At 66.2% G+C, this 25,515-nt stretch carries 27 protein-coding genes; 18 read left to right on the top strand and 9 right to left on the bottom strand.

The window, feature by feature from the left end; all coding sequences use genetic code 11:
• Positions 1–58 precede the first annotated feature (58 nt).
• Genes D5084_RS16100 through dusB form a run of 3 tightly spaced genes read right to left on the bottom strand, consistent with a single transcriptional unit; the run spans position 59 to position 3,494 of the window.
• Positions 59–1,423 carry a response regulator gene (locus D5084_RS16100; protein WP_128516521.1) on the bottom strand — a complete coding sequence of 455 codons (1,365 nt, stop codon included), beginning with the start codon at positions 1,421–1,423 and terminating at the stop codon, positions 59–61.
• Positions 1,423–2,520: a two-component system sensor histidine kinase NtrB gene (locus tag D5084_RS16095; protein WP_128516520.1), complete on the bottom strand. Its 1,098-nt coding sequence runs from the start codon at positions 2,518–2,520 to the stop codon at positions 1,423–1,425. Before D5084_RS16095 ends, D5084_RS16100 begins: the two co-directional genes overlap by 1 nt.
• Complete coding sequence (gene dusB, locus D5084_RS16090; RefSeq protein WP_162302455.1) at positions 2,517–3,494, bottom strand: tRNA dihydrouridine synthase DusB; 978 nt, start codon at positions 3,492–3,494, stop codon at positions 2,517–2,519. The genes D5084_RS16095 and dusB overlap by 4 nt, the downstream gene beginning before the upstream one ends.
• 177 nt (positions 3,495–3,671) lie before the next feature.
• On the opposite strand from dusB, the gene D5084_RS16085 reads away from it, so the two are divergent.
• Genes D5084_RS16085 through D5084_RS16075 form a run of 3 tightly spaced genes read left to right on the top strand, consistent with a single transcriptional unit; the run spans position 3,672 to position 5,751 of the window.
• Positions 3,672–4,790: a bifunctional 2-C-methyl-D-erythritol 4-phosphate cytidylyltransferase/2-C-methyl-D-erythritol 2,4-cyclodiphosphate synthase gene (locus tag D5084_RS16085; protein WP_128516518.1), complete on the top strand. Its 1,119-nt coding sequence runs from the start codon at positions 3,672–3,674 to the stop codon at positions 4,788–4,790.
• Complete coding sequence (locus D5084_RS16080) at positions 4,787–5,287, top strand: phosphatidylglycerophosphatase A family protein (RefSeq protein ID WP_128516517.1); 501 nt, start codon at positions 4,787–4,789, stop codon at positions 5,285–5,287. The genes D5084_RS16085 and D5084_RS16080 overlap by 4 nt, the downstream gene beginning before the upstream one ends.
• Complete coding sequence (locus tag D5084_RS16075) at positions 5,284–5,751, top strand: CinA family protein (protein WP_128516563.1); 468 nt, start codon at positions 5,284–5,286, stop codon at positions 5,749–5,751. The genes D5084_RS16080 and D5084_RS16075 overlap by 4 nt, the downstream gene beginning before the upstream one ends.
• 12 nt (positions 5,752–5,763) lie before the next feature.
• Here the strand turns inward: D5084_RS16075 and D5084_RS16070 are convergent, their stop codons facing one another.
• Both D5084_RS16070 and D5084_RS16065 read right to left on the bottom strand, forming a co-directional pair.
• Positions 5,764–6,627, bottom strand: coding sequence for a CE1 family esterase (locus tag D5084_RS16070; RefSeq protein WP_128516516.1), 864 nt, complete (start codon positions 6,625–6,627; stop codon positions 5,764–5,766).
• A 69-nt stretch (positions 6,628–6,696) separates the two neighbouring features.
• On the bottom strand, positions 6,697–7,152 hold the full coding sequence (locus tag D5084_RS16065; protein ID WP_128516515.1) for a type II toxin-antitoxin system RatA family toxin: 456 nt from the start codon (positions 7,150–7,152) through the stop codon (positions 6,697–6,699).
• A gap of 123 nt (positions 7,153–7,275) precedes the next feature.
• On the opposite strand from D5084_RS16065, the gene hpt reads away from it, so the two are divergent.
• From hpt to D5084_RS16045, 5 genes are all read left to right on the top strand, one after another.
• Positions 7,276–7,821 carry a hypoxanthine phosphoribosyltransferase gene (gene hpt / locus D5084_RS16060; RefSeq protein ID WP_128516514.1) on the top strand — a complete coding sequence of 182 codons (546 nt, stop codon included), beginning with the start codon at positions 7,276–7,278 and terminating at the stop codon, positions 7,819–7,821.
• A complete protein-coding gene (locus tag D5084_RS18570) occupies positions 7,818–7,994 on the top strand; it encodes a hypothetical protein (protein ID WP_187644510.1) in 177 nt (58 codons plus the stop codon). Before hpt ends, D5084_RS18570 begins: the two co-directional genes overlap by 4 nt.
• A 57-nt stretch (positions 7,995–8,051) precedes the next feature.
• Positions 8,052–8,939 (top strand): cytochrome c, encoded by an 888-nt coding sequence (locus D5084_RS16055; protein ID WP_128516513.1) that lies wholly within the window; start codon positions 8,052–8,054, stop codon positions 8,937–8,939.
• 148 nt (positions 8,940–9,087) lie between these two features.
• Positions 9,088–10,017, top strand: a complete 930-nt coding sequence (locus D5084_RS16050) for a hypothetical protein (RefSeq protein ID WP_128516512.1) — start codon at positions 9,088–9,090, stop codon at positions 10,015–10,017.
• 93 nt (positions 10,018–10,110) lie between these two features.
• Complete coding sequence (locus D5084_RS16045; RefSeq protein ID WP_128516511.1) at positions 10,111–10,992, top strand: hypothetical protein; 882 nt, start codon at positions 10,111–10,113, stop codon at positions 10,990–10,992.
• 55 nt (positions 10,993–11,047) lie between these two features.
• On the opposite strand, the gene lipA is transcribed toward D5084_RS16045, so the two are convergent.
• Positions 11,048–11,992 carry a lipoyl synthase gene (lipA, locus tag D5084_RS16040; protein ID WP_128516510.1) on the bottom strand — a complete coding sequence of 315 codons (945 nt, stop codon included), beginning with the start codon at positions 11,990–11,992 and terminating at the stop codon, positions 11,048–11,050.
• Positions 11,993–12,270: 278 nt separating this feature from the next.
• Between lipA and D5084_RS16035 the strand changes: the two genes are divergently transcribed.
• Positions 12,271–12,837, top strand: coding sequence for a hypothetical protein (locus tag D5084_RS16035; RefSeq protein WP_238382683.1), 567 nt, complete (start codon positions 12,271–12,273; stop codon positions 12,835–12,837).
• On the opposite strand, the gene D5084_RS16030 is transcribed toward D5084_RS16035, so the two are convergent.
• Positions 12,834–13,961, bottom strand: coding sequence for a DUF6456 domain-containing protein (locus D5084_RS16030; protein ID WP_128516508.1), 1,128 nt, complete (start codon positions 13,959–13,961; stop codon positions 12,834–12,836). The genes D5084_RS16035 and D5084_RS16030 overlap by 4 nt on opposite strands.
• 224 nt (positions 13,962–14,185) lie before the next feature.
• Here D5084_RS16030 and D5084_RS16025 point away from each other — a divergent pair, with 224 nt between their 5' ends.
• Positions 14,186–14,470, top strand: coding sequence for a DUF6477 family protein (locus tag D5084_RS16025; protein ID WP_128516507.1), 285 nt, complete (start codon positions 14,186–14,188; stop codon positions 14,468–14,470).
• Between the two features lie 57 nt (positions 14,471–14,527).
• On the opposite strand, the gene D5084_RS16020 is transcribed toward D5084_RS16025, so the two are convergent.
• Complete coding sequence (locus tag D5084_RS16020) at positions 14,528–16,069, bottom strand: trimethylamine methyltransferase family protein (protein WP_128516506.1); 1,542 nt, start codon at positions 16,067–16,069, stop codon at positions 14,528–14,530.
• A gap of 221 nt (positions 16,070–16,290) precedes the next feature.
• Between D5084_RS16020 and guaA the strand changes: the two genes are divergently transcribed.
• Positions 16,291–17,865, top strand: coding sequence for a glutamine-hydrolyzing GMP synthase (gene guaA, locus D5084_RS16015; RefSeq protein ID WP_128516505.1), 1,575 nt, complete (start codon positions 16,291–16,293; stop codon positions 17,863–17,865).
• A 54-nt stretch (positions 17,866–17,919) separates the two neighbouring features.
• Here guaA and D5084_RS16010 read toward each other — a convergent pair whose 3' ends face one another.
• On the bottom strand, positions 17,920–18,513 hold the full coding sequence (locus D5084_RS16010) for a nitroreductase family protein (RefSeq protein WP_128516504.1): 594 nt from the start codon (positions 18,511–18,513) through the stop codon (positions 17,920–17,922).
• Between the two features lie 158 nt (positions 18,514–18,671).
• Here D5084_RS16010 and D5084_RS16005 point away from each other — a divergent pair, with 158 nt between their 5' ends.
• The 7 genes from D5084_RS16005 to ppk2 all read left to right on the top strand — a co-directional run bounded on the left by D5084_RS16005 (position 18,672) and on the right by ppk2 (position 25,515).
• A complete protein-coding gene (locus tag D5084_RS16005; RefSeq protein ID WP_128516503.1) occupies positions 18,672–19,670 on the top strand; it encodes an alcohol dehydrogenase catalytic domain-containing protein in 999 nt (332 codons plus the stop codon).
• A 51-nt stretch (positions 19,671–19,721) separates the two neighbouring features.
• Positions 19,722–20,615, top strand: coding sequence for a DMT family transporter (locus D5084_RS16000; protein ID WP_128516502.1), 894 nt, complete (start codon positions 19,722–19,724; stop codon positions 20,613–20,615).
• Positions 20,616–20,709: 94 nt separating this feature from the next.
• Entirely contained in the window at positions 20,710–21,780 is a 1,071-nt protein-coding gene (locus D5084_RS15995) for a hypothetical protein (RefSeq protein WP_128516501.1), read from the top strand.
• A gap of 98 nt (positions 21,781–21,878) precedes the next feature.
• Positions 21,879–22,739 (top strand): ATPase, encoded by an 861-nt coding sequence (locus D5084_RS15990; RefSeq protein ID WP_128516500.1) that lies wholly within the window; start codon positions 21,879–21,881, stop codon positions 22,737–22,739.
• Between the two features lie 35 nt (positions 22,740–22,774).
• Positions 22,775–23,692, top strand: a complete 918-nt coding sequence (gene metA / locus D5084_RS15985) for a homoserine O-acetyltransferase MetA (RefSeq protein WP_128516499.1) — start codon at positions 22,775–22,777, stop codon at positions 23,690–23,692.
• Positions 23,682–24,599: an alpha/beta fold hydrolase gene (locus tag D5084_RS15980; protein ID WP_238382681.1), complete on the top strand. Its 918-nt coding sequence runs from the start codon at positions 23,682–23,684 to the stop codon at positions 24,597–24,599. Before metA ends, D5084_RS15980 begins: the two co-directional genes overlap by 11 nt.
• A 43-nt stretch (positions 24,600–24,642) precedes the next feature.
• Positions 24,643–25,515, top strand: coding sequence for a polyphosphate kinase 2 (gene ppk2 / locus D5084_RS15975; protein WP_128516497.1), 873 nt, complete (start codon positions 24,643–24,645; stop codon positions 25,513–25,515).

Raw genomic sequence — 25,515 nt, 5'->3', positions numbered from 1 at the left:
ACTATATCTAGCCGCAGCGCGGGGTGAAACCGAAAAGACACAGGTCGGCGTGGCCCCGCTACATCAATTTGCGGCGGCGGGTCACGCGGATGTCGAGGTCGGTGATCTTCTTGCGCAGGGTGTTGCGGTTGATGCCCAGAAGATCGGCGCATTTTGCCTGGTTCCCGGCGGTGGCATCCAGCGCGATCTCGATCAGCGGCAGTTCCACCTCGCGCAGGATGCGCTGGTAGACACCGGGGGGCGGCAACTGGCCGCCGTGCAGGTCGAAATAGCGCTTGAGGTGACGGGCCACCGAGGCCGAGAGCTTGTCGCCATCGACCATGCCGGTCATCGGTTCGGGGCCGGGCTGCTGGCCGAGGACCTGTTCCACCTCGGACCGGGCGATCTCGGTTTCCGAGGCGGTGACGAGGAGGCGGCGGATGGTGTTTTCCAGTTGCCGCACGTTGCCGGGCCAGGAATAGGCGCGGATCAGGTCGGCGGCGGGTTGCGACAGGCGGCGGACGGTGCCGAGATCGCGTTCGCCCCGGGCAAGGAAGTGTTCGGCCAGAAGCGGGATGTCCTCGACCCGTTCGCGCAAGCTGGGCACATGCAGCGTGACGCCGCCAAGGCGGTAGTAGAGGTCCTGGCGGAACTGGCCGGCCTCCATCCGGGCGGAAAGGTCGGTCTGGCTGGTGGCCATCACGCGGGGGGCCTTGTCGCCCAGCATGTCGAGCATGCGGACCACGCGGGCCTGGGTGTCGGCGTCGTAATCGGCGACTTCGTCAAAGACGATCGAGCCGCCGCGGGCGCGGGACAGGAGCGTCGCGGGGCCGTCGATGCCGGCCAGATCGGCGGCTTGCGCCACCACGAAGGGCAGCGTGCGGCGGTCGGAGAAATCGTGGATCGCGCGGGCGATCAGCGATTTGCCGGTGCCGCTTTCGCCGGTGATGAGCACGGCGAGCTCGGTGTTCATCACGCGGGCCACAAGGCGGTAGAGAGCCTGCATCGCGGGGGTGCGGCCCACCAGCGGCAGGTCGTCGCCGGGTTCGCGCGGCGCGACGACGACTTTCGGGGCGCGGCGCTTCTGGTCCAGCGCCTTGGCCGAGCGCTTCATCAGGTCGGGCAGGTCGAAGGGTTTCGGAAGGTAGTCGAAGGCTTCCGCTTCGGCGGCCTGGATCGCGGTCATGATCGTGTTCTGCGCCGAGATCACGATCACCGGCAGCCCGGGGCGCATCTTGGAAATGCGCGGCAGCGCGTCCAGCCCGTTGCCGTCGGGCATGATGACGTCCGAGATCACGAGGTCGCCCTTCCCTTCCTCGACCCAGCGCATCAGGGTCATCAGGCTGGAGGTCGCATGGACCTTGCAGCCCGCGCGGGTCAGCGCCTGGGTCAGGACGGTGCGGATCGTGCGGTCGTCATCGGCGACAAGGATTGTGCCATCCATCAGGGGGACTCCTTCTTCTTCTCGCGCGGCGCCAGGGGCAGCGACACGCGGAACACTGTGCGACCGGGGACGGAATCGACCGAGATCCATCCGTCATGGTCGGTGATGATCTTCGAGACGAGTGCCAGGCCGAGGCCGGTGCCGTTCTCGCGGCCGGAAACGAAGGGCTCGAAGATCGAGGCGGCGATCTCGGGCGGGATGCCGGGGCCGTCGTCGATGATCTCGACGTTCAGCGGCAGCGCGGCCGAGGGTCCGTCCTTGCGACGCAGGCGCAAGCTGAGGTCGTAGAAGGTGTGCAGCCGGATCGTGCCGCCGTCCTTGCAGGCTTCGGCGGCGTTCTTGATGAGGTTCAGGAAGACCTGCATCAGCTGGTCGCTGTCGGCGAAGGTGGGCGGCAGCGAGGGGTCGTAATCCTCGACGATCGACATGTGCGCGGCAAAGCCCACGAGGGCGGACTTGCGCGCGCGGTCCAGCGCGTCGTGGATGTTCACCGGCTTGCGGTCGGGCGGGCGGAGGTTGCCGAACTGCTCGACCTGTTCCAGCAGTTTCACGATGCGGCGGGTTTCCTCGACGATCAGGTCGGTGAGTTCCTGATCCTCGGGGGAAATGTTCATCGACAGAAGCTGGGCCGCACCGGAAATCCCGGCGAGCGGGTTCTTGATCTCGTGCGCCAGCATCTCGGCCATGCCGATGGCCGAGCGCGCGGCGGTCTTTGCGCCCATCGACCGCCCCATCCGGTCGGCCAGTTCGCGCGGGCTGAGGATCAGCATCACGATGCCGGGATTGTCGTGCATCGGCGCGAGGTGGACCGTGCATTGCACGGGTGGGCGTTCGCCGGTGGTCACATCGACATCGTTGATGTTCAGGGGCGACTGGTTGGCGCGGACGCGGGAGAGCGCCTCTTCCATCGGGGCCTCGATCGCGAGGCGGTCGAACACGGGCTGGCCGGTCAGGCTGCGTTGCGAGGCGTTCAGAAAGGTCTCGCCGGCCGGGTTCACCTCGAGGATCGTACCGGTCTGGTCGATCAGCAGCGTCGGGAAGGGCAGCGAGGCCCAGATGACCCCGGGCACCGGATAGGGCGCACGGTAGGGGGTCATGCGGCAAGCTCCAGCTCGGCGAAGGCCAGTTCCAGAAGCTGGATCACCTCGGCGGGGTCGGTCGAGGTGAGGATCGGCTCGCGCGCATGGGGCAGACCGGCTTCCTCCAGATACCAGCCGAGGTGCTTTCGGGCCATGCGCAGGCCGAGATCGCGGCCATAGAAGGTGAGCATGTCGTCGTAATGGTCGAGGATCAGCCGGCCAAGGCGGCCGCCCTCGGGGATCTTCGGGGCCGGGGTGCCGTATATCTCATGCGCGACCTGCGCCAGTTTCCACGGCGCGCCTTGCGCCCCACGGCCGATCATCACGCCATCGGCGCCGGACAGGTGCAGCGCCTCGCGGGCGGTGGCGGTATCAGTGATGTCGCCGTTGGCGATGACGGGGATCTTCACGGCCTCCTTGACCGCGCGGATGGCGGCCCAGTTCGCCTTGCCCTTGTAGAACTGGCAGCGGGTGCGGCCATGGATGGTGATCATCCTGACACCCGCAGCTTCGGCGCGTCTGGCAAGATCGGGCGCGTTGTGCAGCGTGTCGTCCCAGCCGAGACGGGTTTTCAGGGTGACCGGGACGTTCACCGCCTTCACCACGGCCTCGATCAGCCTCAGCGCAAGGTCGAGGTCGCGCAGAAGCGCCGAGCCGCAAAGGCCCGTGGTCACGCGCTTGGACGGGCAGCCCATGTTGATGTCGATGATCCGCGCGCCCTGCCCTTCGACGAAGCGTGCGCCCTCGGCCATCCAGTGCGGATCGCGGCCGGCGAGTTGCACCGAGGTCGCCTGTTCGCCAAAGCCAAGCTCGGCCCGGGCGCGGGCCTCGGGGCGGTTGCGCACGACCTCTTCGCTGGCGACCATCTCGCTGACCACGAGGCCCGCATTGAACCGGGCCACCAGCCGGCGGAACGGCAGATCCGTGATGCCCGCCAGCGGAGCGAGGAAGACCGGAGGATCGAGGGTGAGCGGACCGAGAGGGACGGACAAAGCCTTTTCCTTGCACAGTTGAACAGGTGCTAGCCCGTTTCGATGACCCGACCAAGGCAGCGCGGCGTGATAATGACTGAAAAACATGCGATGCACAAATTTTGGGCATGTCGCCGATGCAAGCGCCAGATTGTCATGCAGGTCGGGCTGGATTAGGCAGAGGCGAAAGGAGCCGTCATGCGCACAGCCGTCCTTATCGTCGCCGCCGGTCGCGGAACCCGCATGGGGGGCGAGGTTCCGAAGCAGTGGCAGCTGCTGGCGGGGAAACCCGTGCTGGAGCATGTGCTTGCGGCCTTTGCCGGGATGCAGGTGCTGGTGGTGATCCACCCGGAGGATCGGGCGCGGGCCGAGGCTCTGGGCGTGCCGCTGGTCGAGGGGGGTGCTTCGCGGGATGCCTCGGTGCGGGCGGGGCTGGAGGCGCTGGCGGGGACGGGTGTCGAGGCGGTCCTGATCCATGACGGGGCGCGGCCTCTGGTCAGCCGGGCGCTGATCGACCGGCTGCTGGTGGCGCTGGAGGCGCACGAGGGCGCGGCCCCGGCGCTGGCGGTGACCGATGCGCTGTGGCGGGGGGCGGAGGGCCTTGTCGCGGGGACGATGGACCGGGCGGGGCTGTTCCGGGCGCAGACGCCGCAGGCGTTCCGGCTGGCGCCGATCCTTGCGGCCCATCGCGCCCATCCGGGCGGGGCGGCGGACGATGTGGAGGTGGCGCGGGCCGCAGGGCTTGACGTGGCCATCGTCGAAGGCGAGGAAACCAATCTGAAGCTGACCTTTCCCGGCGATTTCGCCCGGGCCGAGGCGATCCTGAGGGGGCGCGGCATGGATGTTCGGATGGGCAACGGCTATGACGTGCATGCCTTCTGCGAAGGCGATCATGTCTGGCTGTGCGGAGTGCGCGTGCCGCATGCGCGGGGGCTTCTGGGTCATTCGGATGCGGATGTGGGGATGCACGCGCTGACCGATGCGATCTATGGTGCGATGGCCGAAGGCGACATCGGGCGGCATTTCCCGCCGAGCGATCCGCAATGGAAGGGTGCGGCGAGCCATGTCTTCCTGTCCCATGCCATCGGCCTGGCGCGGTCGCGGGGGTATGAGCTGGGCAACTGCGACGTGACCTTAGTCTGCGAGCGTCCGAAGATCGGCCCGCATGCCCTTGAGATGCAAGCGGAACTGGCGCGGATCATGGGGGTTGATGCGGGGCGGGTGTCGGTCAAGGCCACCACCTCCGAGCGGCTGGGGTTCACCGGGCGCGAGGAAGGCATCGCGGCGCTGGCCACGGCTGTGCTGGTGCGGGCATGAGCGCGCTGGTCGCCACCTTCCTTGGCGCGGGGCATCTGAGGCCTGCAAGCGGCACCTGGGCGAGTGCCATCACGGTGGCGCTGGCGGTGGCGGTCTATCAGGCGGGTCTGCCCTGGGCGGTGCCCGTGGGCTTCGTGCTGGCGACGCTTGCGGGGTTCTGGGCGGTGCCGCGCTATCTGGCGGCAAGGGGCGGCGAGGACCCCTCGGAAGTGGTGATCGACGAGGTGGCGGGGCAGCTTCTGGCGCTGTGCTTCACGGTGATCCCGCTGGCGCGGCACGGGGTGGACCTGCTGGCGGCCTGGCCCGGCTGGCTGGTGCCCTTCCTGCTGTTCCGGTTGTTCGACATCTGGAAGCCCTGGCTGGTGGGCCGGGCCGACCGGAGGGGCGATGCGGCGGGGGTGATGCTGGACGATCTCTGGGCGGGGCTGTTCGCCGGGGTCGTCGCGATGGCACTTGCGGGCGTCTATCATGGGGTGGTGGAGCCATGGCTGGGGTGAATGTCGCGGACCTGCTGGCGGCGGCGCGCTACTGGGGCATCCGCATCGCCACGGCGGAAAGCTGCACGGGCGGCATGGTCGCGGCGGCGCTGACCGATGTGGCGGGGTCCTCGGACGTGTTCGAGCGCGGCTTCGTGACCTATTCCAACGCGGCCAAGGTCGAGCTTCTGGGGGTGTCCGAGACGACGCTGGCCGCGCATGGTGCGGTGTCCGAACCCGTCGCGCGCGAGATGGCCGAGGGCGCGCTGGCGCATTCAGCGGCCGAGCTGGCGGTGTCGATCACGGGCATTGCCGGGCCGGGCGGGTCGGAGTTCAAGCCCGAGGGCCGCGTCTGCTTCGGACTGGCGCGCCGGGGGGCCGAGACCCGGGTCGAAACGGTGGAGTTCGGCGCAAGGGGCCGGGCGAAGGTGCGCAAGGCCGCGACCGAGCACGCGCTGACGCTGTTGCGGCAGGCGCTGGACTGATCCCGCCCCCGCCTAGCGGTAAAGGTCGAAGAAGCGCAGGATCTGGGTATTGGCGTCGATTTCCTGCGTCTTGCCTTCGGTCAGGCGCGCCTTGCGCCCGCCGGGCCAGTGGTGTGCCCCGCCCTCGACCGTCATCAGCCGCAGGACCGGGAGGTCGCCCTTGCGGTAGTCGGTGACGATCACCGTGGTGCCGTCGGGCTTGCGGTTGATCTCGCGGCTGGTTTCGGAAAGTCCGCCCCCCCAGGGCGCAAGGAAAGCGCTGACGACAGAGGCGACCGAGGCGAAGTCGGTGCGGGTCAGGCTGGTGTCGCCCTGGCCACCGTCATAGGGGACCATGGTGTCGGCGGTGCCGTGGATGATGAGCAGCGGCACGGGACCGGTGACGCGGACGCGGCGGGTGTCCATCGTGCCCGCCACCCCGGCGACGGCGCGGACGAGGCCGGGGTTCTGCGCGGCGAAGGTTGCGGACAGGATCGAGCCGTTCGACATGCCGGTCACGAACACCCGGTCGGAGAGCCCGAAGCGGTCGCGGGCATCCCTGATGACCGCCTTGAGAAAGCCGATGTCATCGACGCGTGTGCGCTGCGCATAGCCGCAGCAATATCCGCCGTTCCAGGTCAGAAGCCTGTCGCCGCGCCGCCCGCTGCCTGCCGGAAAGGCCACGGCATAGCCTGCCGCGGTGGCCGCCGCCCCGAGACCCGAGGCAGCGGCGAACTGGTCGGGATCGCCACCTCCGCCATGCAGGGCCAGGATCTGGGGCGCACCCTTGGGCGCGCGGGGCAGGACGATCTCGTACCAGCGGTCGCCGAGGCGGATGGTCTCGGCCATGGCTGGCAGGGCAAGGCACAGGGCAGTCAGGAAGGCGATCAGGCGCATGGGTCCCTCGGGCGTTGTTTCCCGGACATACGCGGGCGGGCGCCCTGCCCTACGCGGGTTCCGCGGATTTCACAGGGCGGGGCCGTAAAGTTCCGCCGCGCGGCGTTCGAAGGCACGCACGACGCGCTGCATCGCGTCGTTGAACACCACGCCGATGATGCCTTGCAGGATGGCATTCTTGAACTCGAAATCGACGTGGAAATCGACCTCGCAGCCGCCGGGGATGTCGCGGAAGGCCCAGGTGGAGCGCATGTGGCGGAAGGGCCCGTCGATGTATTCGGTGTCGATCCTCAGCTTGTCCGGCCAGAGCGTCACCCGGCTGCCGAAGCGTTCGCGGAACACCTTGAAGCTGATGACGAGATCGGCCTCCATCACCTCTCCGCCGTCTGCGATGGGTCTGCGCGACCGGATGCGCGCGGCCGAATTCCAGGGCAGGAATTTCGGGTAGGATGCGACATCGGCCACCAGATCATACATCTGGCGCGCTGTGTAGGGCAGGCGCTTGGTCTCGGAATGGGTGGGCATCGCGGTCTCTTTTGCCCGAGATGTGCCCCGTGGCGCCGGCAAGATCAAGCGGGCGGCATGTCACGGCCTAGGCAACTGCGGCTTTGGCGGCTAGGAAGGGGTCGCAACAACCGGACGCCACCCATGCCTGACCGCCCCTATGTGATCGACCAGATGATCAGCGCCAAGTCCATCGCGGCGCGGGTCGAGGCCCTTGCGCGCGAGATCACCGCGCATTTCAAGGGCACCGACAAGCTCGTGGTGGTGGGCCTTCTGCGCGGGTCCTTCGTGTTCATCGCCGACCTCGTGCGCGAGATCGAGTTGCCGGTCGAGGTGGATTTCCTGGAAGCCTCGTCCTATGGCGATGCGATGCATTCCAGCCGCGAGGTGCGCATCCTGAAGGACCTGCGGGGCGAAATCGCGGGCCGCGACGTGCTGGTGGTCGAGGACATCATCGATACCGGCTTTACCCTGAGCCACGTCCTGCACCTCTTGAACGCGCGCGAACCGGCGCGATTGAAGACCTGCGCGCTGCTGGACAAGCCCTCGCGCCGCGAAGTGCCCGTCAAGGCCGACTGGACCGGATTCGAGATCCCCGACGAGTTCGTGGTGGGCTATGGCATCGACTTTGCCCAGAGAAACCGCAACCTGCCCTACATCGGCAAGGTCCGGTTCACGGACGCGGCATGAACCAGCTGCACTGGCTTCTGCGCGCCAGGCGCTGGGTGCAGAACCCTCCATCCGCAGGCCGGGTCAGGCTGGTGTTCGCGGTGGTGGCGCTATGCCTGGCGATCGTCGCGGTCGAGCGGTGGATCGGCTGGCCGGACTGGATGACGGTGGACAGCCTGCGCCGAAAACCGTGATTGGACGCGGGTGGGTTGTCGGGTAGGCTCGCCGCAGGGTTGAAACGGAGAGACGCGATGCGGATCATGCGCTGGCTGGTCGTTCTGGGGCTGGTCGCAGCCGGGGGACTCTATCTGATGGCCCGGCCGAAACCGCTGTCCGCCGCCGCGCTGGCGAACCTGACCGGGGATGCGGCGAAGGGCGAGCTGGTGTTCTGGGCCTCGGGCTGTGCCTCGTGCCACATGGCCGAGAAGGCGGAAGGGGCGGCGCAGCTGGTGCTGTCGGGCGGGCAGCGCTTTCCGTCCGACTTCGGCACATTCGTCGCGCCCAACATCAGCCAGGACAAGGAACACGGGATCGGCGACTGGTCGTTGCAGGACCTGGCCAATGCGATCACGCGGGGGGTCAGCCCGGAGGGCGAACATTACTATCCCGCCCTGCCCTACGCCTCCTATGCGAAGATGGAGATGCAGGATGTCGCGGACCTTTACGCCTTCCTGAGGACGCTGCCGGCGGACCCGACCCCGAGCCAGCCGCACGAGTTGCGCTTTCCCTTCAGCATCCGCGACACGATCGGCGTCTGGAAGCTGCTGTTCCTGTCCGATGACTGGGCATTGCCGGGGAACCTGACGCCCACCGCCGCGCGCGGCCGCTACATCGCCGAGGCGCTGGCGCATTGCGGCGAGTGCCATACGCCGCGCAACCTGCTGGGCGCGATGGACCGCTCGCGCTGGCTGGGCGGGGCGCCGAACCCCTCGGGCCAGGGGCGCATCCCGAACATCACGCCGGGCAAGCTGGGCTGGACGGCGGCGGACATCGTGCAATACCTGACCACCGGTTTCACGCCGGAGTATGACAGTGTGGGCGGCCACATGGTGCATGTGGTGGAAAACATGGCGCGGCTGCCCGAAAGCGACCGGCAGGCGGTGGCGGAATATCTGCTGGCCGTGCCGACGGTGGAGTGACCGGCCACCTGCCGTCACGGAGCGCCCGAAACGCGTGAAGACGTTGAATTTCGGGCACAGTCGGGCAAAATTGCCCTTACGGAAGTTCTGTGGCACGGCCTGTTCTGCTATCCAGGGTTGCGGAGAGTCGGTCACCTTGGAGGATCTCATGCATCGTTGCGCGGCGCTTCTGCTGTCGGGTCTGGCCCTGGGCGCGGGCCCGGCGCTTGCGCTAGACCTCGGGAACGGTTTCGCGATCACCGGGGATGTCGAACTCGAGTATCTGGATGACGGCAGCGACGACGAAACGCTGGCCGTGCATGACCTGACCCTGGGCTGGCGCAGTCAGGCCGGAGGCAGCTTCAGCTTCGGCCTTGACGTGACGACGCAGGGCTTCGACCTGATCCAGGACGATGTGGACAACAGCAAGCTCTGGGCTGCGGGAGTGCTGGTGACTCCCTACGGCGAGATTGCCGCCGGGCGACCGCAGCCGGTGCTGGAGCGGATGTTCCCCCTGCCCCAGCCCGGCGGCGCGCGGTATGTGGATATCCTGTTTGCCTCCGTCGGGGGATATGGCGGTTCGTTCCTTGCGCAAACCGCCGTTCTTTCGGACTATCTGGATTTCACCGGACTGACCGTGAAGGGCACCTCGGGCGCCTTGACCTATGGTGCCGGAGCGCACCGGATCAAGGGCCCCAGCGCCTCGGCCGAGGGCTATGAACTGGGCGCCATCTACCGGGCCGGCGGGACCGATCTTTTCGTCGCCTACGAGATGCTCGACACCCCGGTCGGGACCCTCGACCGCTGGCAGGTCGCCGCACGCTATGCGACCGACCGATGGTCTGTGGGGATCCATCACATGGATTCCGACTATATCGTCACCAGCGTTGCCGCCACGACGCTCTTCGGTGATTACAGACTGAGCGATGCCTTAACCATCGGCGCTCAGGTGATTTCTGCGACGGAGTGGAATTACACACTGTATGGGCTGTCCGCCGAATACGGCTTCGGCCGTGGCGGGTTCGGACAGCTTGGCTATCTGACCGCCGATGAAGGTTCGGACTCGATTGCCTCGGCCTCGATCGGCTACCGGTTCTGACCGGATCGCATCCTCAACATCTTGTCCGATGGCGCTTTTCTTTTCGCAGATCGTGCGGCATAATGCCAAAAAAAGAGCAGGACGGACCGCAAAATGAACAGACCCATCCTCACCACGCTTGCCGCGCTGATGGCCCTTCCCGCTGCGGCGCAGACGGCCGGCAATGGCCTGACCTTCGGCGGCGAGGTCAAGCTGGAATACCTCGACGCCAATCCGCGTGTCTGGGCCTTCGACGGAGATGTCGGGATGAGCTGGCGGTCTGGCGGACTGCTTGGCTTCGACGCCGCGCTCGACACAAGCTACCTGGATGACGGCTCCGATGTGACCAATGTCTGGGCGGCGCTGGTCCTGTCCACGGGTGCGGGCGAATTCGCGGTCGGTGCGCCGCGTCCGCTGCTGGAAACGCAGCGGGTGATGCCTCGGTTCTCGTCCTCGCGACTGATTGACCTTGAGCTTGGCTTCCTGCGCGGCCCGATCACTCCGCTGGAAAGCGCGGAGGACAAGGGCGTGACGCCGGGTCTGACCTATCTGAACACCGCAGGCAGCCTGACCTATGGGGCGGGCTATCACTATCTGAACGACGGCGACGGCCTGGGCATCTTTGAAGGGGTGATGCAGTACAAGGCGGGCCCGACCACCCTGTTCATCACCGGCGAGCTTGCCGATGTTGACGGGCCGAATGCCACCCTGCTGCAGATCGGCGCCTTCCACGATGCCGACCGCTATGATGTCGGCGCAGCCTTCGCGCACTTCGTTCAGTCCGATGGCAACGACTCGTTGCGCCTCTATGGCAGCTTCGATGTCGTGCCGTCGCTGACCGTGCGGGGCGATGTTGTGCTGGTGCAGGATTCCAGAGATATCTATTCTCTCTCGGCCAGCTACGGTCTGAGCAACGGCCTGTTCGTCGAGGGCGGCGGCACCAAGATCCAGAACGGACCCGAGACCTACGACATCGGCGTCGGCTTCAAGTTCTGAAGTCAGTCCCGACCTGCCGAAACGAAAGGGCCGCCATTGTGCGGCCCTTTCCTTTTCAGCCCCTGCCCGCCTGCCGCGCGGCGCGCATCCGGGCGAAGTCGTCCCCCGCGTGATAGCTGGAGCGCGTCAGCGGCGTCGCCGAGACCATCAGGAAGCCCTTGCCCCAGGCCGCCGTCTCATAGGCCTTGAACTCGTCCGGGGTCACGAAGCGGTCAACGCGGTGGTGCTTGGGCGTGGGTTGCAGATACTGGCCGATGGTCAGGAAATCGACGTCCGCCGAGCGCATGTCGTCCATCACCTGCAAAACCGCCTGCCGCGTTTCGCCCAGGCCCACCATGATGCCCGACTTGGTGAACATCATCGGGTCCAGCTCTTTCACCCGTTGCAGCAGGCGCAGAGAGTGGAAATAGCGCGCGCCGGGACGGACCTCGTGATAGAGGCCGGGCACGGTTTCGAGATTGTGGTTGAAGACATCGGGACGCGCCTCGACCACCTTTTCCAGCGCCGAGGGCGGGCATTTCAGGAAATCGGGGGTCAGCACCTCGATCGTCGTGCCGGGCGAACGATGGCGGATCGCGCGGATCGTCTGGGCGAAATGCTCGGCCCCGCCATCCTCCAGATCGTCGCGGTCGACTGAGGTTATGACGACGTGGGTCAAGCCCAGTTCCGCAACCGCGTGGGCCACGCGGCCGGGCTCGAAGGCGTCGAGCGTCTGCGGCTTGCCGGTGGCCACGTTGCAGAAGGTGCAGCCGCGGGTGCAGATCTCGCCCATGATCATCATGGTGGCATGGCCCTGGGACCAGCATTCGCCGACGTTCGGGCAGCCGGCCTCTTCGCAGACGGTGACCAGCTTCTTTTCGCGCAGGATGTCGCGGGTCTTCTTGTAGCCTTCGGAGGTCGGGGCCTTCACCCGAATCCAATCGGGCTTTTTCGGCTGGGCATTGTCGGGCCGATGCGCCTTTTCGGGATGACGCCCTTCGGGAATCTTGAGGTCGCGCACGGAAATTTCCCCCTGACCGCCTTGCCTGTTCTCAGATAGGCGCAAAACAGGCGCAGGGCAATGCAAGCAATCCGCCCTGGCCCCTTGCGCAGCACGCAATCCAAACCGCGCCGCCCGTGTGGCAGGTGCGCTTCCGGGGACGGGGAAGCCCCGGACGAAGGGGGGAGCCGGTTGCGGCTCCCCCCTTCGGCTTTTGCCGGTCATTGCCTTGATGCTTGTCAACGCGCGCCCCTTCCCGACAGGGCATCAGCGGCCTAGCTACAGCGCGGATGATGTCCATGACCGAGCTTGCCCTTGCCGTCCTTCTTCTGCTCCTGACACCGGGGCCGACGAACTCGCTTGTCCTCGTGGCCGGGGCCGAGCGGGGCTGGACGGGAGCAATGCGGCTGGCTCCGGCCGAGCTTGCGGGATATTTCCTGACGGTGCTGCCGCTGAGCGTGATCGGGGCGACGGCTCTGGCCGATCACCCGGGTCTGCAAGGCGCGATGACGCTTGCGGCGGCTGTCTGGGTGGCGGTGCTGGCGGTAAGGCTGTGGCAGCCGCTGTCAGCGATCGAGAGAGCGCAGTCCGTGGGGGCGCGGACGCTGTTCGTCACCACGGCGCTGAACCCGAAGGCGTTGATCTTCGGGTTGGTGCTGCTGCCCTCCCCCGACCGGCTGGCGCTGAACCTTGCGCTCTTCGCCGGGCTGGTGGTGCTGGTGGCCGCACTCTGGGCTGCGGCAGGCGCGGTCCTGCGCGCCGGCGAAGTCGGCCAGCCGCGCGCTCTGGTCCTTTTGCGGCGGCTGGCTTCGGTTTGGCTGGCGTCGATCTCGGTCGTGCTGATGCTGCGCGGGGTCGGTGCCTAGCCGATCAGCGGGCCGGACTTGCCGTAAGTTTCCTCGTAGTGCCGGCGCAGCCGCATCAGCGCGATGCGAAGCACGATCTTGCCCGAGCGCGCCGCCCAGCCCATGCGCTTTTCGGCGACCTCGAGCCCTTCGAGAAAGCAGCAGCAGCGCAAGGCCACATCACCAAGCCCCGGCCCCAGGTCGCGCAGGGCCGCCGCGACCCGGCCCCGCGCCGAGGTCGGCCCCTCACCCAGTCCGCTGTCCGGCTGGAAGGCGCCCCGGTCGCCGCCGGTCAGGAACCGGTCCCAGTTCTGCGCCACGCGCGGCCCCATCTGGGCCAGTTCGAAATCCTCGCGCAGGCGTTCGGCGGCGGCGACGAGTTCGGGTTCCAGGAAGGGCTTTCCATCGCGGTCCCGGCGGCGGCCAAGAAGAGCCACCGGGCTTTCGGCCATGTTGTAGCGGACACGGCGGGGGCCTGCGTCGTCCATCACCTCGCGGTCGCCCCAGACGCGGTGCTGGTCGCCGAAGGGTGCGGCGGCCTCGGCCATGCCCTGACGACGGCGGTCTTCCTCGTCCACCATGCGCTTCAGCGCGGCGCGCCCGGCCGAGGTGATATCGTAGGTCGATACGCGACCCGGCTTGCGACAGGTCACCCAGTCCTTGAGGGCAAAGGCATGGGCGACCGAGCGGTCCAGGACGGCGGTGCGCAGGCTTTTCCCGTCGGGAAGGTCGCGGATCACCACGGCCTTGTCGAGATCCGGGGCAATGGCCATGACGGCGCCCGGTTCGGCCAGTCGCCGCAACACGCGCATGCCTTCGCGCATGAGGGCCTGTTCGTCGCTGAGATCGGGCTGGTCGGCGGAAACGGCAAGGCGCGGGTGCACAGACATCGGCAGATCATCCTTCTGGGCTGTTGCATCGGACTTTCGGGGAACAAGTCGGGAGATTGCGGACAGCGCCTCGTCCATCAGCGGGTCCTCGCGGCGGTTTTCGAACCGTCGCACCTGACGCAGGATGGTCGAGGCATGCAGGCCTTCACGCCGTGCCAGCTCCCGTAGCGATGTGCCGTCTTCCGTGTGATCGAGGTAATGGCGCACAGCAGCAGGAAGCCAGTCTGGCAGGCTGGCAGCAGTCAATTCTGGCAATTCAGTCGTCCTGTATTTGTCCACACCCCGGCTGCAATGGGTCCAGCCTTGGACTTTTGCAACCTAGAGTAGATTTGGTTACCTGTTCGTTAAGCTCGCGGCTGGTCTTAACAATTCGATCATTTTCTTAAACTTTTCGGTAACCTCCGCGCGCTGCTTCGCGGTTTGCGCAACGCCAGGTTGTGTCGGTTAAGGATCGCCCTATCCAGTTACGGAGGATCCCGATGACCGACTGTCGCACCCTTCTTGCCAGCCTGCGCCGCCCCCGGCTTCTGATGCGCGCGGCGCGTTTCGGACTGAGCGATTACCGGCGCGAACGCGACCTGCGCCGCTATGTCGAAAGAGTGGGATCGCCGGAAGAGACGGTCAGCTCGCTGATGACGGTCGAGGCCAGGCTGGAGGCGACACGCATCGCGGGCGACGCCGCCTATTCGGTGGCGCGCCACATCGAGGTGCTGATCGCCATCCTGGCCGAAGCGCAGTTCCTGCGCCGCAGCGGCATGGCCTAGTCGCCACGCCGAGGTGCGGAAAGGCAGAAGGGGCGGAAGGTCCGCCCCTTTGTCCTGTCAGATGAAGGCGTCCGGCATCTCGGATTTGCGGCGCGTCACAAAGGCTTCAAGCGCCTCGCGCGTGCCGGGGTCCATGTCGGGGGCCTGGTAATCGGCCAGTTGCTTTCGGACCCGCTCGTTGGCCAGCGTCTGGGTGTCGCGGGCACCCTCCTCGGCCCAGGTCTCGAAGGGTTTGTAGTCGAAGAGGTCCGAGCGCCAGAAAGCCGACTTGAAGTTGGCCTGGGTGTGCTGGCAGCCAAGGTAATGGCCGCCCGGACCGACCTCGCGGATCGCGTCCATCGCCTGACCGTTCTCGTCCATCAGGATGCCCTGCGCCAGGTGGTGCAGCGTGCCAAGCTGGTCGGCATCCATCACGAATTTCTCGTAGGACGACACGAGGCCACCTTCCAGCCAGCCGCAGGCATGCAGCATGAAGTTGACCCCCGCCAGCAGCGCCATGTTCAGGCTGTTCGCCGTCTCGTAGGCCGCCTGGGCATCGGGCAGTTTCGAGCCGCAGAACGACCCGCCCGACCGATAGGGCAGCCCCAGCCGCCGCACCAGTTGCCCCGCGCCATAGGTGATATGCGCGGCCTCGGGCGTGCCGAAGGTCGGCGCGCCCGAGTTCATGTCGATCGAGGTCACGAAGGCCCCGGCAATGACCGGCGAGCCGGGGCGCACGAGCTGCGAATAGCTGACACCGGCCAGGATTTCCGCCAGCACCTGGGTCAGCGTGCCTGCCACCGTCACCGGCGCCATGGCTCCGCCGACGATGAAGGGCGAGACAATGCTTGCCTGGTTGTTCGCCGCATAGACCTCCAGCGCGCCCATCATGATCCCGTCGAAGACCATGGGCGAGTTGATGTTGATGAGGCTGGTCATCACGGTGTTCTGCTCGACGAACTCCGCGCCGAACAGGATCTTGGCCATATCCACCGAATCCTGCGCGCGGCTGGGTTCGGTGACGGACCCCATGAAGGGCTTGTCCGACAGGGTCATATGGGCAAGCAGCATATCCAGGTGGCGCTTGTTCACGGGCACGTCCGTGGGTTCGCAGACCGTGCCGCCGGAATGGTGCAGCCACTTCGACATGTAGCCGAGCTTCACGAAGTTGCGGAAATCCTCCAGCGTGGCATAGCGGCGCCCGCCTTCCATGTCGCGCACGAAGGGCGGGCCATAGACCGGGGCCAGCACCAGGCTGCGCCCGCCGATCTCGACGTTGCGTTCGGGGTTGCGGGCGTGCTGGACAAAGGACTTCGGCGCGGTGGAGATGAGCTTGCGCGCAAGGCCGCGCGGGATATGAACGCGTTCGCCCTGCACATCCGCGCCCGCATCGCGCCAGCGGGCGAGTGCGGCGGGGTTCTCGACGAAATTCACGCCGATCTCTTCCAGCACGGTTTCCGCGTTGTGCTCGATGATCTGAAGGGCTTCCTCGTTCAGGATCTCGAAGTTCGGGATGTTGCGCTGGATGTAGCGCGCGGTCTCGAAGCTGATCGCGGTGCGCTCTGCCCGGCGGCTGGCGCCCCCACCACTGCGCGACCTGCGCCCTGCAACTTCGTTCATGTCGGCCTCCGAGGGATGTTTGCCGCCCTTATGCCGCCAATCCGTCTGGAACCGCCCCCCGAAACCGTCCAATCCTTTCCAAAACCGACATGCCCATGCGTCGCAAACGGCCCTGGCTTGCCCTTTTCGCCAAATACTCCACGGGGGTCCGGGGGTGTGAAACCCCCGGTCCGCCACCCGCCACCCCTTGCACCGCTTGCGGCCTCGCGCTACGCGGGCGCATGAGCCAGACACATGACCGCCTTCTGATCATCGACTTCGGGTCCCAGGTGACGCAGCTGATCGCGCGTCGGCTGCGCGAGCTGAACGTCTATTGCGAAATCCACCCCTACAACCGCGTGGACGAGGCCTTCCTTCAGGCCTTCGCGCCCAAGGCGGTGATCTTTTCGGGCGGGCCGGCCAGCGTCTACTGGGACAACGCGCCGATGCCGCCCAAGGGCGTGTTCGAGATGGGCGTGCCGATCCTTGGCATCTGCTACGGCCAGCAGGTGATGATGCATTGCCTCGGCGGCCAGGTGGAAGGTGGCCACGGCACGGCAGAGTTCGGCAAGGCTTTCGTCACGCCAACGGCGCTGACCCACCCCTTCCTCGCCGGCTGGTTCCCGCCCGAGGCGGGGCCCCAGGCGCAGGAACAGGTCTGGATGAGCCACGGCGACCATGTCTCGAAACTCGCGCCGGGGTTCCGGGTCTATGGCACCTCGCCCAACGCGCCCTTCGCCATCACCGCCGATCCCGACCGGCACTTCTATGCCGTCCAGTTCCACCCCGAGGTGCATCACACCCCGAAGGGCGCGAAGCTGTTCGAGAATTTCGTCCGGCTGGCCGGGTTCAAGGGCGACTGGACGATGGGCGCCTACCGCGAAGAGGCCATCCGGAAAATCCGCGAACAGGTGGGCGATGCCAAGGTGATCTGCGGGCTGTCCGGCGGGGTGGACAGCTCGGTCGCCGCCGTGCTGATCCACGAGGCGATCGGCGACCAGCTGACCTGCGTCTTCGTGGATCACGGCCTGTTGCGGCTGGGCGAGGCAGAGCAGGTCGTCAGCATGTTCCGCGACCATTACAACATGCCGCTGATCCATGCCGACGAGTCCGACCTGTTCCTGTCGGCGCTGGAGGGGGTCAGCGACCCCGAGGTCAAGCGCAAGACCATCGGCAGGCTGTTCATCGACGTGTTCCAGAAACACGCGGCCGAGGTCGGCGGCGCGACCTTCCTGGCACAGGGAACGCTCTACCCCGACGTGATCGAGAGCGTTTCATTCTCCGGCGGCCCCTCGGTCACCATCAAGTCGCACCATAACGTCGGCGGCCTGCCCGAGAAAATGGGGCTGAAGCTCGTCGAACCCCTGCGCGAACTCTTCAAGGACGAGGTCCGCGCGCTGGGGCGCGAGTTGGGCCTGCCGCAATCCTTCATCGGCCGCCATCCCTTCCCCGGCCCCGGCCTGGCCATCCGCTGCCCCGGCGAGATCACCCGCGAAAAGCTGGACATCCTGCGCCGCGCCGATGCGGTCTACATCGACCAGATCCGCAAGCACGGGCTGTACGACGAGATCTGGCAGGCCTTCGCCGCGATCCTGCCGATGAAGACCGTGGGCGTGATGGGCGACGGGCGGACCTATGACTATGCGCTCGCGCTGCGGGCGGTGACATCCGTCGACGGAATGACTGCCGATTACTACCCCTTCACCCATGATTTCCTGGGCGAGACCGCCACCCGGATCATCAACGAGGTCAAGGGCATCAACCGCGTCTTCTACGACTGCACCTCGAAGCCGCCGGGGACGATCGAACTTGAGTGACACCTCCTCATTCGCCGTCGGCTTATGGTCGGATACGCCAGAGATCGGCTGTCCCTAGAAGCGACCGTGGCGCGTGGTCTCGGACAAGGGCTTGCGGCCGCTGGGCTTTTCACGCGCGGCGAGGTCCTCGGGCAGCGCCGTGACCGGTCCCTGTTCACCAACCGCCACGACACAGTGCAGCGTGTGCCCCCCGGGCAAGGCAACGGCTGCGGCAAGCGCCGCCTGGTCGAAACCGCCCATCGCATGCGCGGCAAGGCCCATGGTCTGCGCCTGCAGCGCCAGGCTCATCCAGGCGGCGCCGGTGTCAAAGCCCGCAGTGCGGTTCGGGACCTCGACGCTGTCCCGATTCAGGACGGTGTCCTTTGACGCTACGACAATCAGCGCGGCAGCCTTGCCCGCCCAGGTCAGATTGTTGCCGGTCAGCGCGGCATGGATGGCGGTGAAGCCGGGCTCATCCCTCAGCGCCCAGACCAGCCGCCAGGGCTGGTGGTTCGACGCGGACGGTGCCCAGCGGGCCGCTTCCAGAAGAGTCAGGATCTCGTCCATCGTCAGGGAACGGTCGGTAAAGGACCGTGGCGACCAGCGCGCCGGGAATTGCGGCGCGACCGGGTGGTCGGGTTGGCGGGCTATGGTCGGCATTTGGGTCATGGCGGGTCCTTCCGGTCTGTTGTTCAGGTAGGCCGCCGGGGGTCAGGCGACAACCGTGACAACCCGCGAAGTTCTGTGTGGTTGCGCACAGTTGCCCCGCGACAGCCGGTGATCGCCGTGCCAAGATCGCGGTAAGGGAGCCAGGGTGGGAGGGTCGGATGCGGGCCGTGCAGTTGCGAACAGTGGGCGACATTGCCGCGGTGGAACTTCCCGTTCCGCAACCGCAGTCAGGCGAGGTTCTAGTCCGCGTTCTGGCGGCAGGCATCTGCGGCACCGACCGGCATCTTTTCAAGGGCGAGTTTCCCTGCGCTCCGCCCGTCACTCTGGGGCACGAATTCTGCGGCGAGGTGGTCGCGGTCGGGGATGGCGTCACCCTGCCCCTGGGCACGCGCATTGCCTGCGACCCGAACATCGCCTGCGGCACCTGCGACCAATGCCTCCGCGGCCGGGTGAACTTGTGCATCCGCAACGTGGCCATCGGCATCCATCGGGACGGGGGCTTTGCCGAATACGCCACCCTGCCCGCCCACCGCGCGCTGCCCGTGGGCGATCTTTCCCCCGAGACTGCTGCCTTTGCCGAGCCGCTGGCCTGCACGCTGCACGGGCTTGACCTTGGCGCGTCGGTTCCGGGCGAAAGGGTCGTGGTCCTTGGCGGCGGCGTCATCGGGCTGCCGGCGCTGCAACTGGTGCGCGCTGCCGGGGCCGAGGTGGTGCTGGTCACCCGTCAGGCCGAAAAGCGCCGGCTGGCCGAGAGTCTTGGCGCGACGGCGACAGCGGCAACGCTGGAGAAGGCGATGGCACTCCTGCCGGGCGGGGCCGATCTGGCGCTGGAATGCGCCGGGGTGGCCGAGACCGTAGAGATGGCACCGCGACTGACACGATCGGGCGGGCGGATCGTGGTGCTGGGGGTGCTGCCCAAGGGGGAACGGGTGCTGATCGAGCCTTTCGATCTTCTGTTCCGCGAAATCCGGCTGTTGCACAGCTTTCTGAACCCCTTCACCCAGTCGCGGGCGATCCGGATGCTGCAATCGGGGCAGGTTCAGGTCGGCCCGCTGATCTCGCGTCGCATCGGACTGTCCGAAGCGCCTGCCGCCATCGCCAAGGCGGCACGGCCGGGTGAGGTCAAGGTGCTGGTGCTGCCCGAGACAGGCAGCTGAGGCGAAGGGGGCCATCTGGACATTTCCCCCCCGCCCGGCAACGGTGCGGCCATGACCAGCCCCAACCTCCCGCTTGCCGCTGCCGCCTGGATGACCGGGGCCATCGCCGCCTTCACAGCGATGGCGATCTCGACGCGGCAGATCAAGGGCGTGCACGACACGTTCGAAATCCTCGCCTTCCGGTCGATGATCGGTTGGGTCATCGTGCTGGCCTTCGGCTTGGCGCTTGGCCAGTTGGGCCGGGTGCGCAGGGATCGGCTTGGCAGCCATGTGCTGCGCAACCTCTTCCACTTTTCGGGCCAGTCGCTGTGGTTCTACGCGGTGACCGTGATCCCGCTGGCGCAGGTCTTCGCGTTGGAGTTCACCTCGCCCATCTGGGTGATCCTGCTGTCGCCGGTATTCCTGGGCGAACACCTGACGCGGCGCAAGCTGGTGGCGGCGGCGCTGGGGTTCGCGGGCGTGCTGATCGTCGCCCGCCCCGGCTTTGGCGCGGTCGAGCCCGGCGTGCTGGCCGCAGCCGCAGCAGCGGTGTTCTTCGCCGCCACGACGATCATGACCAAGGCGCTGACACGCGGCGAGGCGATCATCTCGATCCTGTTCTGGCTGACGCTCATGCAGGCCGTGCTGGGCAGCGTGGCAATGCTCGCCCTTGGCCCGGTGACCTTTCCGACCGCGGCCACCCTGCCCTGGCTGGTTCTGATCGCCTTCGCCGGGATCACCGCGCATCTGTGCCTGACCACTGCGCTGAGCCTTGCCCCGGCCAGTGTCGTGGTCCCGGTGGATTTCGCCCGTCTGCCGATCATCGCGGTCGTCGGCGCCGTCTTCTACAATGAACCCATCGAATTCACCCTGTTCGCCGGGGCCGCGCTGATCTTCCTGGGGATATGGCTGACATTGGGCGGTAGAGCGTCCGTGCCACAGGGGGCACAGGTCACAAAACCGTGACGTGGCGTCATTGATTGACCCAAAAAGTCCCAGCGCTTAGCCTTTTCTCCAGGGGGAATTCCCGGGTCGGGAGTTCAGGTTGAGGGAAGAAAAGATGAAAAGTTTTCTCATGGCGTCAGTCGCCGTGCTCGCAGGGGCCAGTGGAGCGGTTGCAGGGGGGGTTGAAAGGTCGACGCAGTCGGTGGCGATCCTGTTCGAGAAGGGCCGTTATGCCGAACTGAGCTTCGGCCGTTTTGACCCAAGCGTCAGCGGCGGCGTCGGACCGGGCGGGATCATTTCCTCGGGTGACATGGCCGGGGGCTACAATTCTTGGAGCCTTGGCTACAAGATGGATATCGGCGACCGCATGGCCTTGGCCATGGTTCTGGATCAGCCGATCGGTGCGAATGTGAATTATCCCGCCAGCGCAGCGCCATATCCGCTTGCCGGATCGACTGCGACGCTGACCTCGAACGCGCTGACCGCGCTTTTGCGCTATAAGTTCGACAACAACGTCTCGGTTTACGGCGGCCTTCGCTATGAGACCGTGCACGGCGAAGTCTCGTTGCCCTTCCTCGGATACACGCTGGACACCAACCACGACTCTGAAATCGGCTATGTTGTGGGTGTCGCCTGGGAAAAGCCTGAAATTGCCGCACGGGTCGCCTTGACCTACAACTCGGCGATCACCCACTCGCTGCAATCGGTCGAAGGCGGAGTGCCCACGGCTGGCTTCGACACCGAGGTGCCGCAGTCTGTCAATCTGGAGTTCCAGACCGGGATCGCCAAGGATACGCTTCTGTTCGGTTCGATCCGCTGGGTCGACTGGACGGCCTTCATCATCGACCCCCCGGCCTATCCTGCGCCGCTGGGGAACCTTGTGGACTATGCCAGCGACCGCGTGACCTACAACCTTGGCATCGGCAGACGGTTCAACGACAACTGGTCCGGCGCCGTCACCATTGGCTACGAGCCCTCCGACGGCGATCTGACGGGCAATCTCGGCCCGACCGACGGGATGAAGAGCATCGGCCTGGCCGCCACCTACACCATGGACAATCTGAAGATCACCGGTGGCGTGCGCTATGTCGATCTTGGTGACGCGACGACCAAGCCGCCGGTCAGCGGCGTCTTCACCAACAACAGCGGGATCGGCGTCGGCATCAAGATCGGCTACTCGTTCTGATCCCTAACCCATGACCCGAAACCCCGCCCCTTTCCGGGCGGGGTTTTTCGTTGTGAAGCCCTCGGCGCGGCGCTAACAGGGGGCGAAGAGGTGACGCGATGATCTACCGTTCCGGCCGCGACTATCTGGAGGCCACGCGCAAGCGGGTGATGCTGTTCGGCATGTCCGGGCTGGGAAAGACCTATCTTTCCAACCTCTTGCGCGACCACGGCGACTGGTTCCACTATTCGGTCGATTACCGGATCGGCACCCGCTACATGGGCGAATACATCGCCGACAACTTCAAGCGCGAGGCGATGAAGGTGCCGCTTCTGCGCGAGCTTCTGATGACGGACAGCGTCCATATCGCGTCGAACATCACCTTCGACAACCTCGCCCCGCTGTCGACCTACCTGGGCAAGCCCGGCGATCCGGCCAAGGGCGGCCTGCCCTTCGCGGAATACATGAAACGGCAGGAACAGCATCGCCAGGCCGAGATTGCGGCCACGCTGGACACCGCGCGTTTCATGGACCGGGCGGATGAACTCTACGGCTATCCGCATTTCGTCTGCGACACCTCGGGGTCGATCTGCGAGGTGGTGGAACCGGATGACCCGCAGGACCAGGTGATGCGCCAGCTGGCCCAGACGCTGCTCATGGTCTGGATCAAGGGCTCGGAGGCGCATACCGCAGAGCTTGTCCGTCGCTTCGACCGGGCGCCGAAGCCGATGTACTACCAGCCGCAGTTTCTTCATGCGGCGTGGGAAGATTACCGCGCAACCCATTCCGTTACCGAGGAAACCTGCGATCCCGACCACTTCGTGCGCTGGACCTATGCCCGTGCCCTTGCGCACCGCCAGCCGCGCTATGCCGCGATGGCGCGCTGGGGCGTAACGGTGACCGCCGAGGAGGTCGCCGCCGTCCGCTCGGCCGAGGATTTCGACGCGCTGATGGCCAGCGCGCTTGATCGCCGGACCTGATCGCCTTACCTAGACGGCCCCAGAGGAAGCGACCGATGCCCATTACCCTGCCCGAGACCCTGCCCGCCTTCAACGTTCTGCGGAACGAAGGCGTCATGGTCATGTCGCCCGAACGGGCAGCGCGGCAGGACATCCGGCCCTTGCGGATCGGGCTGCTGAACCTCATGCCGAAGAAGATCCAGACGGAAAACCAGTTTGCCCGGCTGATCGGCGCGACGCCCTTGCAGATCGACCTCCAGCTGATCCGGATGACCAGCCACGAGACGAAGAACACCGCCGCCGAGCACATGGCCGCCTTCTACCGTCCCTTTCAGGAGGTGAAGGGCGAGAAATTCGATGGTCTCATCATCACCGGCGCGCCGATCGAGCACCTGCCCTTCGAGGAAGTGACCTACTGGAAGGAACTCTGCGAAGTCTTTGACTGGGCCCAGGAAAACGTGCATTCCACCTTTGGCGTATGCTGGGGCGGCATGGCGATGATCAACCACTTCCACGGCGTGCAAAAGCATATGCTGCCCGCCAAGGCCTTCGGCTGCTTCCGCCACCAGAACCTTGCGCCGACCTCGCCCTATCTGCGCGGATTCTCGGATGATTTCGTCATCCCCGTCAGCCGCTGGACCGAGATGAAGCAGGCCGAGATCGACGCCGTGCCGGGGCTCAAGACCCTGCTGGGCTCCGAGGAGGTGGGACCTTGTCTTGTCGAGGACGCCGCGCACCGGGCGCTCTATATCTTCAACCACTTCGAATATGACAGCGACACGCTGAAGCAGGAATATGACCGCGACGTCGCCAACGGCACCCCGATCAATGTGCCCCTGAACTACTACCCTGATGACAATCCCGCGCGGCCGCCGCTGAACCGGTGGCGAAGCCACGCGCATCTTCTATATGGCAACTGGATCAACGAGATCTACCAGACAACGCCATATGACATTGAAAAGATTGGCTCTTAGTCTAGTCATCGCCATATTGGTCCTTGCCGGTGTCACCCACTGGCGGGCCTCGGCGCGCGAGGTGGCGGCCGAGGCGGCCTTTCCGCCCTCGGGTCGGTTCGTCACGGTCAACGGCAGGCGCCTGCACTACGAGATCGCGGGCAAAGGCCCCGATCTGGTCCTGATCCACGGGGCCAGCGGGTCCTTGCGCGACCTGACCTTCTCGTTGCGCGACCGGCTGACCGACCGTTACCGGGTGATCGCGGTGGACCGGCCCGGCCTTGGTTACTCCGACCCGCTGGAGGATGCCAGCCTGCTGGCCCAGGCGCAGCACATCAAGGCGGGGCTTGCGCAGCTGGGCGTGACCGAGCCTGTGGTGCTGGGCCAAAGCTACGGCGGAGCGGTCGCGCTGGCCTGGGCGCTGGACGGGGGACCGCGCGCGCTGGTGCTGGTCAGCGCGCCCTCGATGCCCTGGCCCGGCAAGCTGGATCCCTGGTATCGCCTGACGGACACCTGGCCCGGCAAGCATCTGGCCATACCGCTGGTCGCAGCATTCCTGCCCGACAGTTATGTCCGGTCGATCACCGCCACGATCTTTGGGCCCGATCCGGTGCCCGAGGGATATGAGGAGCACCTGGGTGCGGCGCTGACCCTGCGGCGCAGGACACTTCTTGCGAACACCATCCAGATCAATGCCTTGCGGGCCGAACTTGTTACCATGGAACCGCGCTATCCGACGCTGACCCTGCCGGTGGAGCTGATCCACGGCACCGCCGATACCATCGTGCCGCTGGATATCCATTCCGGTCCGTTGTCGCATCTTCTGCCCAATGCCTCGATCACCATGATCCCCGGTGCGGGCCACATGCCGCACCACAGCCACGCGTCCGTGGTAATTGCGGCCATCGACCGCGCCGCATTGCGCTAGGCCTGTCAATCGCCATACTGGCCGTACTGCAAGGAGGCGAAAGATGACCCTACCCTTCGACGGCGCGATCAGCCGCTATTTCCGCGAGGGCGCCCCGAAAGAGGTGCGCGAGGCGATCGAGCGGGCCGGGAAAGACGACATCCTGACCGCCTCATACCCCTACCGGGAAGAGATGAAGGCCAGGGAATATGAGGCGCGGATGGCGGTGCTCCAGATCGAGCTTGCCAAGATGCAGGCCGGGATCAAGGCAAGCGGGCAGCGGCTGATCGTCGTCTTCGAAGGCCGCGACGCCGCAGGCAAGGGCGGGACGATCAAGGCGGTGACCGCGAACATGAACCCGCGCCAGGCCTATGTCGTCGCCCTGCCGAAGCCGACCGAGCGGGAAAGCCAGCAGTGGTATTTCCAGCGCTATGTCGACTGGTTCCCGGCCAGGGGCGAGGTCGCGCTCTACGACCGCAGCTGGTACAACCGCGCAATGATCGAGCATGTGTTCGGCTTCTGCAAACCCGAGCAGCGGGAGAAGTTCTTCCGGCAGCTCCCCGAATTCGAGCAGATGATCGTCGAGGAGGGGATCATCTTCCGCAAGATCTGGCTGGAGGTGGGGCGGGCCGAACAGTTGAAGCGGTTCCTCGACCGCGAGGGCGATCTGCTGAAGCAGTGGAAGCTCAGCCAGATCGACGTGGATGGACTTGCAAAGTGGGACGAGTATTGCGCGGCCATCGACGAGACGATGGAGCGGACCCATTTCAGGCACGCGCCGTGGACGGTGATCCTGTCCGACGACAAGAAGCGGGCCAGGCTTGCGGCGATCCAGACGATCCTGGGGTCGGTCGACTATCAGGGCAAGGATGCGGCGGCGATCGGGAAGGTCGACGACAGGATCTGCGGCGGGCCGAAGCTGCGGGCCAAGGGCTGA

This window comes from Tabrizicola thermarum, assembly GCF_003574395.1.
Lineage (GTDB): Bacteria > Pseudomonadota > Alphaproteobacteria > Rhodobacterales > Rhodobacteraceae > Tabrizicola > Tabrizicola thermarum.
Note: the sequence above shows the minus strand (reverse complement) of the source record. Positions and strands in the feature narration are given on the sequence as shown.

Coding starts and splice junctions, on each gene's coding strand:
- D5084_RS16000 (WP_128516502.1), top strand. CDS start 19,722: ATGACCAGCCCCAACCTCCCGCTTGCCGCTGCCGCCTGGATGACCGGG.
- D5084_RS16065 (WP_128516515.1), bottom strand. CDS start 7,152: ATGCCCACCCATTCCGAGACCAAGCGCCTGCCCTACACAGCGCGCCAG.
- D5084_RS15990 (WP_128516500.1), top strand. CDS start 21,879: ATGATCTACCGTTCCGGCCGCGACTATCTGGAGGCCACGCGCAAGCGG.
- D5084_RS16100 (WP_128516521.1), bottom strand. CDS start 1,423: ATGGATGGCACAATCCTTGTCGCCGATGACGACCGCACGATCCGCACC.
- D5084_RS18570 (WP_187644510.1), top strand. CDS start 7,818: ATGAACCAGCTGCACTGGCTTCTGCGCGCCAGGCGCTGGGTGCAGAAC.
- ppk2 (WP_128516497.1), top strand. CDS start 24,643: ATGACCCTACCCTTCGACGGCGCGATCAGCCGCTATTTCCGCGAGGGC.
- D5084_RS16055 (WP_128516513.1), top strand. CDS start 8,052: ATGCGGATCATGCGCTGGCTGGTCGTTCTGGGGCTGGTCGCAGCCGGG.
- guaA (WP_128516505.1), top strand. CDS start 16,291: ATGAGCCAGACACATGACCGCCTTCTGATCATCGACTTCGGGTCCCAG.
- D5084_RS16035 (WP_238382683.1), top strand. CDS start 12,271: ATGACCGAGCTTGCCCTTGCCGTCCTTCTTCTGCTCCTGACACCGGGG.
- D5084_RS16010 (WP_128516504.1), bottom strand. CDS start 18,513: ATGACCCAAATGCCGACCATAGCCCGCCAACCCGACCACCCGGTCGCG.
- metA (WP_128516499.1), top strand. CDS start 22,775: ATGCCCATTACCCTGCCCGAGACCCTGCCCGCCTTCAACGTTCTGCGG.
- D5084_RS16080 (WP_128516517.1), top strand. CDS start 4,787: ATGAGCGCGCTGGTCGCCACCTTCCTTGGCGCGGGGCATCTGAGGCCT.
- hpt (WP_128516514.1), top strand. CDS start 7,276: ATGCCTGACCGCCCCTATGTGATCGACCAGATGATCAGCGCCAAGTCC.
- D5084_RS16085 (WP_128516518.1), top strand. CDS start 3,672: ATGCGCACAGCCGTCCTTATCGTCGCCGCCGGTCGCGGAACCCGCATG.
- D5084_RS15995 (WP_128516501.1), top strand. CDS start 20,710: ATGAAAAGTTTTCTCATGGCGTCAGTCGCCGTGCTCGCAGGGGCCAGT.
- D5084_RS16025 (WP_128516507.1), top strand. CDS start 14,186: ATGACCGACTGTCGCACCCTTCTTGCCAGCCTGCGCCGCCCCCGGCTT.
- D5084_RS16045 (WP_128516511.1), top strand. CDS start 10,111: ATGAACAGACCCATCCTCACCACGCTTGCCGCGCTGATGGCCCTTCCC.
- D5084_RS16020 (WP_128516506.1), bottom strand. CDS start 16,069: ATGAACGAAGTTGCAGGGCGCAGGTCGCGCAGTGGTGGGGGCGCCAGC.
- D5084_RS16050 (WP_128516512.1), top strand. CDS start 9,088: ATGCATCGTTGCGCGGCGCTTCTGCTGTCGGGTCTGGCCCTGGGCGCG.
- D5084_RS16005 (WP_128516503.1), top strand. CDS start 18,672: ATGCGGGCCGTGCAGTTGCGAACAGTGGGCGACATTGCCGCGGTGGAA.
- D5084_RS16070 (WP_128516516.1), bottom strand. CDS start 6,627: ATGCGCCTGATCGCCTTCCTGACTGCCCTGTGCCTTGCCCTGCCAGCC.
- D5084_RS16095 (WP_128516520.1), bottom strand. CDS start 2,520: ATGACCCCCTACCGTGCGCCCTATCCGGTGCCCGGGGTCATCTGGGCC.